This window comes from Mesorhizobium sp. L2C084A000 (assembly GCF_000502875.1).
In the GTDB taxonomy this organism is placed as follows: Bacteria; Pseudomonadota; Alphaproteobacteria; order Rhizobiales; family Rhizobiaceae; genus Mesorhizobium.
Map to the genome: position 1 here is coordinate 18,343 of NZ_AYWX01000007.1, position 12,487 is coordinate 30,829.

Here is a 12,487-nt window from a genome sequence, read left to right on the forward strand (position 1 = left end):
TCTCGACGGCCCTGAACCACGGCCGGCCGGTGGGCGGACGCATGCAAAGACGCGACAACTGCCATGTCGAGATGTCAATTGAGTGATGGCGCAAAAGGCGCGACGCTTCGCGTCGGCGGCACAGAAACGACCTAACGACAAAAAAATGACAGGAGCGTCCAAGATGACGGAAACACTTGAAGGCAAGCATATCGTCGTGACCGGTGGAACCGGTGCGCTCGGCGGTGCGGTTGTCGGCAAACTGCTGAGTGACGGCGCGATCTGCCATGTGCCCAACGCCCATGCTGCCGCCCCCACGCATTTCCCCTTTACCACGCATGACCGTGTCCAGCTGGTGCACAACGTCGATCTCTCGGACCCTGCCAAGGTCGAAGCGTTCTACAGCCAGGTTCCAGGCCTTTGGGGCTCGATCCATCTGGCCGGCGGCTTCACCTCGGCACCTGTTGAAAAGATCGAGTCGGCGTCCTTTGCCGAGATGATGGACACCAATGCGCGCACAGCCTTCCTGTGCTGCCGCGCCGCGGTACGCTCTATGCTCGCATCGGATACCGCGGGCCGTATCGTCAACGTCACCGCGCGCGCCGGGCTCGATCCGCGACGCGGCGCCGGCATGGTCGCTTACGCCGCCAGCAAGGCGGCGGTGGCAGCCATGACGGTGGCGATGGCCGAAGAGCTGAAGCACAAGGGCATCCTGGTCAATGCCGTGGCGCCGTCGACACTCGATACGCCGGCAAACCGCGCCGACATGCCGGATGCCGATGTCACCAGATGGGTCAGCCTCGAAGCCGCCGCCGAGGCCATCGCCTATCTGGCATCGCCGGCCAATCTGGCGATGAGTGGTACGCTGGTGCCGCTTTACGGCAGGGCGTAACCTTCCACCCTTTACCGCGGTCAAAGAAAAACCCCGCCGGATTGTTCCGGCGGGGTTTTGTTTTCGAGCCTGTGCGAAAACTTCGCTTCGAAGGGCTTCGCGGTGCGAAGGGCTTAGCTGCCCTGCTTCTTCAGCGCGGCACCCAGGATGTCGCCCAGCGAAGCGCCGGAGTCGGTCGAGCCGTACTGAGCGACCGCTTCCTTCTCTTCGGCGATTTCCAGCGCCTTGATCGAGACCTGCAGCTTGCGGGTCTTCTTGTCGAAGGCGATGACGCGCGCGTCGACCTTCTGGCCGACGGTGAAGCGCTCGGGGCGCTGCTCGTCGCGGTCACGGCTCAGATCGGAGCGCTTGATGAAGGTTTCGATGCCGCTGTCGACCAGCCGCACTTCCAGACCGCCATCCTTGACGCCGATGACTTCACAGGTGACGACCGCGTTCTTGCGCAGTTCGCCTGAAGTCGCCGCTTCGCCGACCGTATCCTTGGCCAGCTGCTTGATGCCGAGCGAGATGCGCTCCTTGTCGATGTCGACATCGAGCACCTGCGCCTTGACCATGTCGCCGCGATTGTACTCTTCGATGACCTGCTCGCCCGGACGGGTCCAGTCGAGGTCGGAAAGGTGCACCATGCCGTCCACGTCGCCTTCGAGGCCGATGAACAGGCCGAACTCGGTCTTGTTCTTGACCTCGCCCTCGACCTGGCTGCCGACCGGATGGCTCGAGGCGAAAGCCTGCCACGGATTCTCGAGCGTCTGCTTGAGGCCGAGCGAGATGCGGCGCTTGGCCGGATCGACCTCGAGCACCACCACGTCGACTTCCTGGGTCGTCGACAGGATCTTGCCGGGATGCACGTTCTTCTTCGTCCACGACATTTCCGAAACGTGGATGAGACCCTCGATGCCCGGCTCCAGTTCGACGAACGCGCCGTAGTCGGTGATGTTGGTGACGGTACCCTTGATCTTCTTGCCGATCGGGAACTTGGTGCCGATCTCGGACCACGGATCGCTCTCGAGCTGCTTCATGCCGAGCGAGATGCGGTGGGTTTCCTGGTTGATGCGGATGATCTGCACCTTGACCGTCTGACCGATGTTGAGGATTTCGGTCGGATGGTTGACGCGGCGCCATGCCATGTCGGTGACATGCAGCAGGCCGTCGATGCCGCCGAGGTCGACGAACGCACCATAATCGGTGATGTTCTTGACGACGCCTTCGACAACCTGGCCTTCTTCGAGGTTCTGCACGATTTCCGAACGCTGTTCGGCGCGGCTCTCCTCAAGCACGGTACGGCGCGACACCACGATGTTGCCGCGGCGGCGATCCATCTTGAGGATCTCGAACGGCTGCGGGTTGTGCATCAGCGGGGAGACGTCGCGGATCGGGCGGATATCGACCTGGCTGCGCGGCAGGAAGGCCACGGCGCCGTCGAGGTCGACGGTGAAGCCGCCCTTGACCTGGTTGAAGATGACGCCTTCGACGCGCTCACCCTTGGTGAACTTCTCTTCCAGGCGGACCCAGCTCTCTTCGCGGCGGGCCTTTTCACGTGAAAGCATCGCTTCGCCAAGCGCGTTTTCGATGCGCTCGACATAGACTTCGACGGTGTCACCAACCTTGAGGGTGGTGTCCTTGCCCTTGACGCCGAATTCCTTCAGCGGCACGCGGCCTTCGACCTTGAGGCCGACGTCGATGATAGCCATGTCTTTTTCAATGGCGGTGATGATGCCCTTGACGACCTGACCTTCGCCGGAATGGCCGGCGGTAAAAGATTCTTCGAGCAGGCTCGCGAAATCGTCGCGAGTGGGATTTGCAGCTGACATTGTTTCTCCTGGAGTGCCCCGCATCTAAAAGCGGGACGGGCGCCGTGGGTTAGCGTTGCGTTTGGCCTACCGGCGTTCCGGGCTACAAAAACCCTGGGCCGCTCTTTAAACGGCAATTCCGGCGCATGAAGAATGCTGGCAGGCTGGTTCGTGCCCGATATGGGTATTTTCTTCGCCTCCGACAACGGAAATACGAGGGAAAACCCGGATTAGGCGTTGTCTCTTTTGGCCAGCACGTCGTCTATGATCGCCATGGCTGCAAGAAACGCGGCTTCTATAGCCATTTCGCTGGTATCAAGCAAGTGCGCGTCGGCCGCCGGCTTCAACGGTGAGTCCGCTCGACTCATGTCGCGTTCGTCGCGGCGCACGATATCGGCGAGGATTTCGGTGAAATCGGCGGTCCCGCCGATGCTCTCGATCTCCGACAGCCGGCGCTGTGCCCGCACCTCGGCGCTCGCTGTCACATAGAGTTTGATGTCGGCGTCGGGGCAGACAACGGTGCCGATGTCGCGCCCGTCGAGCACCGCGCCCGGCGGCGTCTTGGCGAAGTCGCGCTGCTTTTCGACGAGGATGCGCCGCACCGTCGGATACACCGCGACCTTGGAGGCAGCCTCGCCGACGGCATGCGTTGACAAGACCGCCCGGTCGAGCTTCGCCAGATCGACCTGGCGGGCCGCGGTTTCGGCGGCCGAGACATTGTCGAGCGGCAGCGCGTGCTGGATGAGCGCATAGGCGACGGCGCGATAGGTGAGACCGGTGTCGAGCAGGTTCAGCCGGTAGTGGTCGGCGAGCCGCCGGGCCAGCGTGCCTTTTCCGGCGCCTGCGGGGCCGTCGATGGCGATGGTGAAGGTGTGAGTCATTGGCGGGCCGCCGCGATTGACAGGTGCGATGAAGAAGACGGGCGCCGAGATTCTTCACACCCCCCTCTGTCCTGCCAGCGTTGCAGTCTGGTCCCAAGCCATCGACTAGCCGATCTCCGCGCCCAGCCCCGTCATCAGCCCCATGAACTCCGGAAAGCTCGTCGCAATCATCGCGGCGTCATCGATCGTCACCGGCTTTTCCGTCGCCAGCCCCATGACCAAGAAACTCATGGCGATGCGGTGGTCGAGATGGGTCTGCACGGTCGTGTCCTGGCCGTTCGGATGGCCACCCAGCCCCTTGCCGCCCGGTTTTCCGCGCACGGCGAGCGAGGCCTCGCCCTCGGTGCAATCGACGCCGTTGAGCTTCAGCCCGTTGGCGACGGCCGACAGCCGGTCGGATTCCTTGACGCGCAGCTCCTCCAGCCCCTGCATCAGCGTCTCGCCCTCGGCGAAGCTCGCCGCGACCGCCAGCACCGGATACTCGTCGATCATCGACGGCGCCCGCTCGGGCGGCACGGTGACGCCCTTCAACTCGGAGTAGCGCACGCGCAAATCGGCGACGTCCTCGCCACCGGCGTTGCGCGGGTTCAAAATGTCGATCTTGCCGCCCATTTCCTGGAGCGTCAAAAGCAGGCCGGTGCGGGTCGGGTTCATCAGCACGTTCTCGATTGTGATGTCGGAACCCGGCACGATCAGCGCGGCCACCAGCGGGAAGCCGGCCGAGGACGGGTCGCCCGGCACGGCGATGGTCTGGCCGGTCAGTCTGCCCTGTCCTTCGATGAAGATGTGGCGCACGCCGCGCTCGTCGGTTTCGACCGACAGGTTCGCGCCGAATCCTCTGAGCATCTTTTCGGTGTGGTCGCGCGTCATGACGGGCTCGATGACGGTGGTGATGCCCGGCGTGTTCAGCCCGGCAAGCAGCACCGCCGACTTGACCTGCGCCGAGGCCATCGGCACACGATAGGTGATCGGCGCGGCATGCTTTGGCCCATGCAGCGTGATCGGCATGCGGTCACCCGGTGTCGCCTTCAGCACCTGCACGCCCATCTGGCGCAAGGGTTCCAGCACGCGGCCCATCGGCCGGCCCGACAGCGAGGCGTCGCCGATGAAGGTCGTCTCCATGTCATAAGTGCCGACAAGGCCCATGGTGAGCCGCGAGCCGGTGCCGGCATTGCCGAAATCGAGCGGGCCTTCCGGCTGCAGCAGTGCGCCATTGCCTGTGCCGCGGATCACCCACTCGTCGCCGTTCTTCTCGATATGTGCGCCCATAGCCTTCATGGCAGCACCTGTGCGCATCACGTCCTCGCCTTCGAGCAGGCCGGTGATGCGGGTCTCGCCCGAGGCGAGGCCGCCGAACATGAAGGAGCGGTGCGAGATCGACTTGTCGCCCGGCACGCGCGCGATACCAGAAAGGGCTGGGGATTGGCGGGCGGTGGCCGGCTTGGGCGCGGCGGCGTGAGACATGGAATTTCCCTGGACGGAATGCCGGCGGGCCGGCGCTTTTCATTTGTTGCGGCGGTCTCGTATCACGGCGGGCCGAAATGGTCATCCCCCATGGTCGTCACTGACGCGACGCCTTTCAACGTATGGTTTTGTGACGCCGGCTTTTCGCTTTGACAGCGCTGCAAACTGTGGTTAAGGGGACCACTCTTTTATTGACGAGGCTTGCCGTGGCAAAAACCGAACTTGGCACAAAACGTATCGACCCGGAGACGGGCCGAAAATTCTACGACCTGAACAAGGACCCGATCGTCTCGCCCTACACCGGCAAGACCTATCCGCGTTCCTATTTCGAGGAAGGCAAGATTGCCGCTCTCGAGGAGGAAGAGGAAGTGGCCGAGAAGGAAGTGGACGCCGAGGAAGAAGAGGGCGTTGAGGTCGTCTCGCTTGAAGAGGCCGACGAGGACGCCAAGGGCGACGACCTGCCGGATCTCGGCGACGACGAGGATGACGTCGACCTCGGCGACGACGAGGATGACACCTTCCTCGCCGACGAAGAGGAAGAAGATGACGACGTTGCCGACATGATCGGCGTCGGCGACGACGACGACGAGGTCTGATCGGCCTTGAAAGCGGGCGTTTGCAGGCTTTCGTAGCCTGCGAAGAAAAAGCGGCTCTTGAAGGCTTGATATTGACGAAAGGCGGGGTTAGAAGCCGCCTGCACTAACGGCGCGGTCTCCAACCCGCGCCGGATCTCTTCGCCGGAAACGGCGCCGGTTGACTGCCGGAAGTGGGGCCATAGCTCAGTTGGGAGAGCGCTTGAATGGCATTCAAGAGGTCGTCGGTTCGATCCCGATTGGCTCCACCAAACAGTCCCTCTGCAATTCGCAGCCGATGAATGTGCCGTACTGCGGTCATCTGCGTTTGATGGTCAGTTCAGGCAACGCCGCTGAAAGCGCCCCCATCAAACGGAACGAACCAGCCATTTCTCGAGAGCAACTGTTCGCCGGACAAAGTCTTCACTGTTCATGGAGCGCTTAGAGACTGAAAGCCAGCCCGATCACCACTCGGCGAAGGAGCCGTCCTTGTGGCGCCAGATCGGGTTGCGCCAGCGGTGGCCTTCCCTAGCGCGCTCCTTGACATAGTCCTCGTCGATCTCGACACCCAGGCCCGGGCCGTCGGGGATGGCGACATAGCCATCCTCGTAGCGGAAGACATCCTTGTTGGCGGCATAGTCGAGCAGGTCGTTGGAGGCGTTGTAGTGGATGCCGAGGCTCTGCTCCTGGATGAAGCAGTTGTAGCTGACCGCGTCGAGCTGCAGGCATGCGGCAAGCGCGATCGGCCCGAGCGGGCAGTGCGGCGCCACCGCGACGTCATAGGCTTCCGCCATCGCCGCGATCTTGCGGCATTCGGTGATGCCGCCGGCATGCGACAAATCGGGCTGGATGATGTCGACGACACCTTCCTCGAACACGGATTTGAAGTCCCAGCGGCTGTAGAGCCGCTCGCCGAGCGCAATCGGCGTCGAGCCAAGCGCGGCGATCTCCTTCAGCGCCTCGCGGTTTTCGCTGAGCACCGGCTCCTCGATGAACATCAGCCTGTAGGGCTCGAGCTCCTTGACCAGGGCGCGCGCCATCGGCCGGTGCACGCGGCCATGGAAATCGACGGCGATGCCGATGTTGGGCCCGACCGCCTCGCGCACCATGGCGACGCGTTCGATAGCCGCGTCGATCTTGTCATGGCTGTCGACGATCTGCAGTTCTTCCGTGCCGTTCATCTTGAGCGCCAGGAAGCCGCGCGCCACCATTTCCTTGGCACCGGCCGCGACCTCCGCCGGCCGGTCGCCGCCGATCCAGGAATAGACCTTGATCGTGTCGCGCAGCTTGCCGCCGAGCAGTTCATGCACCGGCACGCCGAGCGCCTTGCCCTTGATGTCCCACAGTGCCTGGTCGATGCCCGCAATGGCGCTCATCAGGATCGGCCCGCCACGATAGAAGCCGCCGCGGTGCATTACCGTCCAGTGGTCTTCAATCAGGCGGGGATCCTTGCCGATCAGGTAATCACCAAGCTCCTTGACCGCTGCCTCGACGGTCAGCGCCCGGCCTTCGACGACCGGCTCACCCCAGCCGGTGACGCCGGCATCGGTTTCGATCTTCAGGAACAGCCAGCGCGGCGGAACGATGTAGGTGGTGAGCGAGATGATTTTCATGCGCCGTCTCAGTTGCTCTTGAGTTTCTTGGCGCTGACGAGGTCGCGCGCCGCAAGGTCGAGGATTCGATTTGCCGCCCCGCGCGCCGCCTCCGCGTCGCGCATGCGCAGCGCCTCGACCACCTCGCGGTGCGCCGCCACGGCCTCCATGCGCCGGTCGAGCGAAATCACCGCCGTCGCCTCCAGCGAGAATTTCAGCCCGGTGTCGATCAGATTGCCGATCTGGCGAAAGATCGGGTTGTGGCTCGCTGTATAGACGATCTGGTGGAAGGCGATGTCGCTGCGCGAGAAGGCGGCGAGATCCTCGCCGGCGCCGGCCATGCCGCGCCATGCCGCTTCGAGATCGGCTATTTCCTGCAGCGTTGCGCGCGTGGCCGCCAGTTCGGCGACCAGCGGCTCGATGGCGCGGCGCGTTTCGAGGATGGCGTCGAACAGCTTGTCGTCCAGTGCATGCGGCGCGTGCCAGGCCAGCACCTGTGGGTCGATGATGTTCCAGTCGTCCTCGTTGCAGACGATCGTGCCGACGCGCGGCCGCGACAGCACCAGCCCCTTTGCCGCCAACACTTTCAGGGCCTCGCGGATGACAGTGCGGCTGACACCATATTCGACGCCGAGTTCGTTTTCGGTCGGCAAGGAGGATCCGGCCGGGTAGCGCCCGGAAAAGATGTCTGAGGCCATTGCCTTGGTCACATCGGGCATGACGCGCGGGCGGCGAGTGGCTGTGTCGCCTTGCGGTTTCTTCAAAGTCCCGGTCACCTCAGCCCTCCTCCAAGGCGGCGAACCGCTGGTTTCGCACAACCGATCCGCCATTAACGGATGCGGACTGATTGCGCCAGCGATTGCTGGTCAGAGCATGTACATTAATTATCATACCAGATCAATTGACGAGTATGATAAAAACGATTAGACACTCCGGCATCCGGGCTGAGCGCCCGGTCTATCGCTGGGAGGTAATCATGCGACTTCTAAAGACCGCGCTCGTCGCGGGCGCGCTTGCCGTGCTGTCCGTCACGACCATCGCTGCATATGCTCAGGACACCAAGATCGGTTTCATCGTCAAGCAGCCCGAGGAGCCGTGGTTCCAGGACGAATGGAAGTTCGCTGACCAGGCCGCCAAGGAGAAGGGCTTTACCCTGGTCAAGATCGGCGCCGAGGACGGTGAGAAGCTGATGTCGGCGATCGACAATCTCGGCGCCCAGGGCGCCCAGGGCTTCATCGTCTGCACACCGGACGTGAAGCTTGGCCCCGGCATCGTCGCCAAGGCCGCCGCCAACAATCTCAAGCTGATGACTGTCGACGACCGTCTGGTCGGCGCCGACGGCAAGGCGCTGGAAGACGTCCCGCATATGGGCATTTCGGCCACCAAGATCGGCGAAGCCGTCGGCCAGGCGATCGTCGACGAAATGAAGGCGCGCGGCTGGAAAGCCGACGAGGTTGGCGCCATCCGCGTCTCCTACGACCAGCTGCCGACGGCGGTCGATCGCGTCGAAGGTGCCATCTCGGTGCTGAAGGCAAACGGCTTCAAGGCCGAGAACATTTTTGACGCCCCGCAGGCCAAGACCGACACGGAAGCTGCCCTCAATGCGGCGACGGTCGTGCTCAACGCCCATGCCGACATCAAGAAGTGGGTTTCCTTCGGCCTCAACGACGAAGCGGTGCTCGGCGCCGTGCGTGCAGCCGAAAGCGTTGGCATTCCGGCGGACGGCATGATCGGTGTTGGCATTGGCGGCGCGGATTCGGCGATCAACGAGTTTAAGAAGCCGACGGCCACCGGCTTCGTCGGCACCGTGATCATCTCGCCGAAGCGTCATGGCTACGAGACGGCGCTCAACATGTATGACTGGGTTGCCAACAACAAGGAGCCGGAGAAGCTGATCCTGACCTCGGGTGCACTCGCCAAGCGCGACGACTACCAGAAGGTCCGCCAGGGTCTCGGCATCGAATAATCCTCCCTGTACAAACAGGCGGCGGCTCATCCCGCCGCCTGTTTGCCATTCCATAAGAGGATCGCTGCCCGTGTCCTTTCTCGACTTCTCGCACATCACCAAGACCTATCCGGGCGTCAAGGCGCTGTCGGACGTCTCGTTCGGTGTCGACAAAGGCGCCGTGCATGGTTTGATGGGCGAGAACGGCGCCGGCAAATCCACCCTGATCAAGATACTGTCCGGTGACCAGCATGCCGATCAGGGCGAGATCCGCATTGACGGTAGGGTTCAGGCCTATACCTCGACCCGGGATGCCTTCGACAATGGCGTCATTGTCATTCATCAGGAACTGCAACTCGTTCCTGAACTCACCGTTGCCGAAAACCTCAGCCTCGGTCGTTTCCCCGCCAACGCCGGCATCATCGCCGGCCGCCGGATGCTGGACGACGTCGGCGCCAAGCTGAAATCGGCCGGTATCGACATCGACATGCGCCGCAAGGTCAAGACGCTGTCGATCGGCGAACGCCAGATGGTCGAGATCGCCAAGGCGGTCATGCTCGACGCACGCGTTATCGCGCTGGACGAACCGACCTCGTCGCTTTCCTCGCGCGAAAGCGAAATCCTGTTTGCCCTGATCGACCGCCTGCGCGGCGAAGGCAAGGTCATCATCTATGTCTCGCACAGGCTCGACGAAGTGTTCCGGCTCTGCGACAGCCTGACCGTGCTGCGCGACGGCAAGCTCGCGGCGCACCATGCGTCGCTGAAAGGCGTCACCCGCGACCAGGTCGTCGCCGAGATGGTCGGCCGCGAGATTTCGGATATCTGGGGTTTTCGCGCACGAAAAACGGGCGATGTCCGCCTGAAGGTCGACGCTCTCAGCGGCCCCAAACTGAAGACGCCGGCCAGTTTCGAGGCGAGGGCAGGCGAGATCGTCGGCTTCTTCGGCCTGATCGGCGCCGGGCGCTCGGAACTGATGCGGCTGGTCTGTGGCGCCGATCCGCGCTCGGGCGGCAGCATCACCGTCGACGGCAAGCTGGTCCGTGCCGCCGATCCGCGTGGCACGATCCGGGCCGGCATCGTGCTGTGCTCGGAGGATCGCAAGCATGACGGCATCATCCAGGGCCGCTCGGTCGAGGAGAACATCAACATCTCGTCGCGGCGCCATCACACGCGCTTCGGCGTGCTCAACCGCGCCAGCGAGATCGCCACCGCCGAAACCTTCATCAAGAAGCTCAAGGTGCGCACGCCGTCGCGCAAGCAGGACATCATCAATCTCTCCGGCGGCAACCAGCAGAAGGTCATCCTTGGCCGCTGGCTGTCCGAACAAGGGGTGCGGGTTCTCATTGTCGACGAACCGACGCGCGGTATCGACGTAGGGGCCAAATCGGAAATCTACGAATTGCTCTACCAGCTTGCGCAGGACGGCATGGCGATCGTCGTGGTCTCGTCCGAACTGCCGGAAGTGATGGGCATCTGCGACCGTATTCTGGTGATGTGCGGTGGCCGCGTCAGCGCTGAACTCACCCGCGACCAGTTCGCCGAAAGGGCGATCCTGGCCGCCGCTCTCCCCGATCAGAAAACTCCCGACGCGATCGCATCCTGAGGACTTTGGCATGACCGACCAGTTGAAAAAAATCCTGCTCGGCGAACAGGGCCTCGTCGTCATCTTCGTCGTCGCCTTCGCGCTGGTGTCGGCTCTGGTGCCGAACTTCCTTACGGACCGCAACATGCTCGGCCTGCTGCAGTCGGTGGTCACCGTCGGCATCGTCGCCTGCACCATGATGTTCTGCCTCGCCGCGCGCGACTTCGACCTGTCGGTCGGTTCGATCGTCGCCTTTGCCGGCATGGTCGCTGTGATGGCGTCGAATTACACCGGCTCGATCCTGCTTGGCCTGCTGGCGGCAATCGCCTGCGGCGCTTTCGTCGGCTTCATCAACGGCGTCGTCATCGCCAAATTCCGCATCAACGCGCTGATCACGACGCTGGCCACCATGCAGATCGTGCGCGGCTTTGCGCTGATCGCGTCCGACGGCCGTGCCGTCGGCATCAACAGCTCGGATTTCTATCAGCTGGCGCTCTCGAAACTGCTCGGCATACCGACGCCGGTCTGGGTGCTCGCTATCCTGTTTTGCATCTTCGGCTTCGTCCTCAACCGCACCGTCTTCGGCAAGAACACGCTGGCCATCGGCGGCAATCCGGAGGCCTCGCGTCTTGCCGGCGTCAATGTCGACCGGACGCGCATCTGGATTTTTGCGCTGCAGGGCGTCGTCTGCGGCATCGCCGGCATCCTGCTGGCGTCGCGCATCACCTCCGGCCAGCCCAACGCGGCGGTCGGGCTCGAACTCTCGGTCATCTCGGCCTGCGTGCTCGGCGGTGTTTCGCTTGCCGGCGGCCGCGCCACCATGTCGGGCGTCATCGTCGGCGTGCTGATCATGGGCATCGCCGAAAACGCCATGAACCTGCTCAACATCCCGGCCTTCTACCAGTACATCGTACGTGGCGTGATCCTGCTGCTGGCCGTGCTGCTCGACAATCTGCGCTCGTCGGCACTGGGCCGGCGCTAAGCTGGAGGGACAAAAATGGCTGAGCGCCTTTCCGGCAAACGCATCTTCCTGACCGGCGCCGCGCAAGGCATCGGGCTGGCCATCGCCGAGGCCTGCCTTGCCGAAGGTGCAAGACTGTTCCTCGTCGACCGCGACGGCGCACTGCTGGACAAGGCCGTCGCCGGCCTTGCCGCGCCGCACGGCCATGTCGGGCATGCGGCAGCCGACATCAGCGACGGAGCCGCGATTGCCACTGCCGTCGGCCAAGCGACCGACGAAATCGGCCACATCAACGCGCTGATCAACAATGCCGGGGTCAATGTGTTCTCGACGCCGCTCAAGGCGACCGAGGAAGAGTGGAACCGCAATTTCGACCTCAACGTCAAGGGCGCCTGGAATTGCAGCAAGGCTGTGCTGCCGGGCATGATTACAAGCGGCGGCGGCGCCATCCTCAACATCGCCTCGACGCACAGCTTCACCATCATTCCGCACACCTTCCCCTATCCCGTCGCCAAGCACGCTCTGCTCGGCCTGACCAAATCGCTGGCGCTCGAATATGCGGCGCAAGGCGTGCGCGTGAACGCGCTGGCGCCGGGCTATGTCGAGACGCAGAAGGCGATCGACTACTGGAACAGCTTTGCCGATCCGGCCGCAGCACGCGCCAACACCATGGCGCTGCATCCCGGCGGCCGCATCGCCACGGCGCACGAGATCGCGCTTGCCGCGGTGTTCATGATTTCCGACGAGTGCCCGTTCATGAACGCGGCGACGCTCGTCGTCGATGGCGGGCTGAGCCAGCTGCAGCATCCCGCCTGAACGCCGGAAAGAC

Annotated in this window: 11 protein-coding genes and 1 tRNA gene; 7 read left to right on the forward strand and 5 right to left on the reverse strand. The window is 63.3% G+C overall.

Annotation, left to right across the window (positions count from 1 at the left end; all coding sequences use genetic code 11):
- Nucleotides 1-163 precede the first annotated feature (163 nt).
- Nucleotides 164-871 (forward strand): SDR family NAD(P)-dependent oxidoreductase, encoded by a 708-nt coding sequence (locus X735_RS150030; RefSeq protein WP_023811515.1) that lies wholly within the window; start codon nucleotides 164-166, stop codon nucleotides 869-871.
- Between the two features lie 113 nt (nucleotides 872-984).
- Here the strand turns inward: X735_RS150030 and rpsA are convergent, their stop codons facing one another.
- The 3 genes from rpsA to aroA all read right to left on the reverse strand — a co-directional run bounded on the left by rpsA (nucleotide 985) and on the right by aroA (nucleotide 5,006).
- Nucleotides 985-2,682 (reverse strand): 30S ribosomal protein S1, encoded by a 1,698-nt coding sequence (rpsA, locus tag X735_RS150025; RefSeq protein ID WP_023811516.1) that lies wholly within the window; start codon nucleotides 2,680-2,682, stop codon nucleotides 985-987.
- A gap of 209 nt (nucleotides 2,683-2,891) precedes the next feature.
- On the reverse strand, nucleotides 2,892-3,542 hold the full coding sequence (cmk, locus tag X735_RS150020) for a (d)CMP kinase (RefSeq protein WP_023811517.1): 651 nt from the start codon (nucleotides 3,540-3,542) through the stop codon (nucleotides 2,892-2,894).
- Nucleotides 3,543-3,647: 105 nt separating this feature from the next.
- Nucleotides 3,648-5,006, reverse strand: a complete 1,359-nt coding sequence (aroA, locus tag X735_RS150015; protein ID WP_023811518.1) for a 3-phosphoshikimate 1-carboxyvinyltransferase — start codon at nucleotides 5,004-5,006, stop codon at nucleotides 3,648-3,650.
- Nucleotides 5,007-5,212: 206 nt separating this feature from the next.
- On the opposite strand from aroA, the gene X735_RS150010 reads away from it, so the two are divergent.
- The gene (locus X735_RS150010) at nucleotides 5,213-5,602 is read left to right on the forward strand and encodes a TIGR02300 family protein (protein WP_023811519.1); all 390 of its coding nucleotides are present in this window, start codon (nucleotides 5,213-5,215) and stop codon (nucleotides 5,600-5,602) included.
- Between the two features lie 172 nt (nucleotides 5,603-5,774).
- Nucleotides 5,775-5,850 (forward strand) — tRNA-Ala (locus tag X735_RS150005).
- A 192-nt stretch (nucleotides 5,851-6,042) separates the two neighbouring features.
- Here X735_RS150005 and dgoD read toward each other — a convergent pair.
- Both dgoD and X735_RS149995 read right to left on the reverse strand, forming a co-directional pair.
- Nucleotides 6,043-7,191 carry a galactonate dehydratase gene (dgoD, locus tag X735_RS150000; protein WP_023811520.1) on the reverse strand — a complete coding sequence of 383 codons (1,149 nt, stop codon included), beginning with the start codon at nucleotides 7,189-7,191 and terminating at the stop codon, nucleotides 6,043-6,045.
- An 8-nt stretch (nucleotides 7,192-7,199) separates the two neighbouring features.
- Nucleotides 7,200-7,889 carry a FadR/GntR family transcriptional regulator gene (locus X735_RS149995; protein ID WP_245273229.1) on the reverse strand — a complete coding sequence of 230 codons (690 nt, stop codon included), beginning with the start codon at nucleotides 7,887-7,889 and terminating at the stop codon, nucleotides 7,200-7,202.
- Nucleotides 7,890-8,146: 257 nt separating this feature from the next.
- Here X735_RS149995 and X735_RS149990 point away from each other — a divergent pair, with 257 nt between their 5' ends.
- The 4 genes from X735_RS149990 to X735_RS149975 all read left to right on the forward strand — a co-directional run bounded on the left by X735_RS149990 (nucleotide 8,147) and on the right by X735_RS149975 (nucleotide 12,474).
- Nucleotides 8,147-9,136, forward strand: a complete 990-nt coding sequence (locus X735_RS149990) for an arabinose ABC transporter substrate-binding protein (RefSeq protein ID WP_023811522.1) — start codon at nucleotides 8,147-8,149, stop codon at nucleotides 9,134-9,136.
- A gap of 70 nt (nucleotides 9,137-9,206) precedes the next feature.
- Nucleotides 9,207-10,718, forward strand: a complete 1,512-nt coding sequence (araG, locus tag X735_RS149985; RefSeq protein WP_023811523.1) for an L-arabinose ABC transporter ATP-binding protein AraG — start codon at nucleotides 9,207-9,209, stop codon at nucleotides 10,716-10,718.
- Between the two features lie 10 nt (nucleotides 10,719-10,728).
- Complete coding sequence (gene araH, locus X735_RS149980) at nucleotides 10,729-11,679, forward strand: L-arabinose ABC transporter permease AraH (RefSeq protein WP_023811524.1); 951 nt, start codon at nucleotides 10,729-10,731, stop codon at nucleotides 11,677-11,679.
- A gap of 15 nt (nucleotides 11,680-11,694) precedes the next feature.
- Entirely contained in the window at nucleotides 11,695-12,474 is a 780-nt protein-coding gene (locus X735_RS149975; protein ID WP_023811525.1) for an SDR family oxidoreductase, read from the forward strand.
- Nucleotides 12,475-12,487 lie beyond the last annotated feature (13 nt).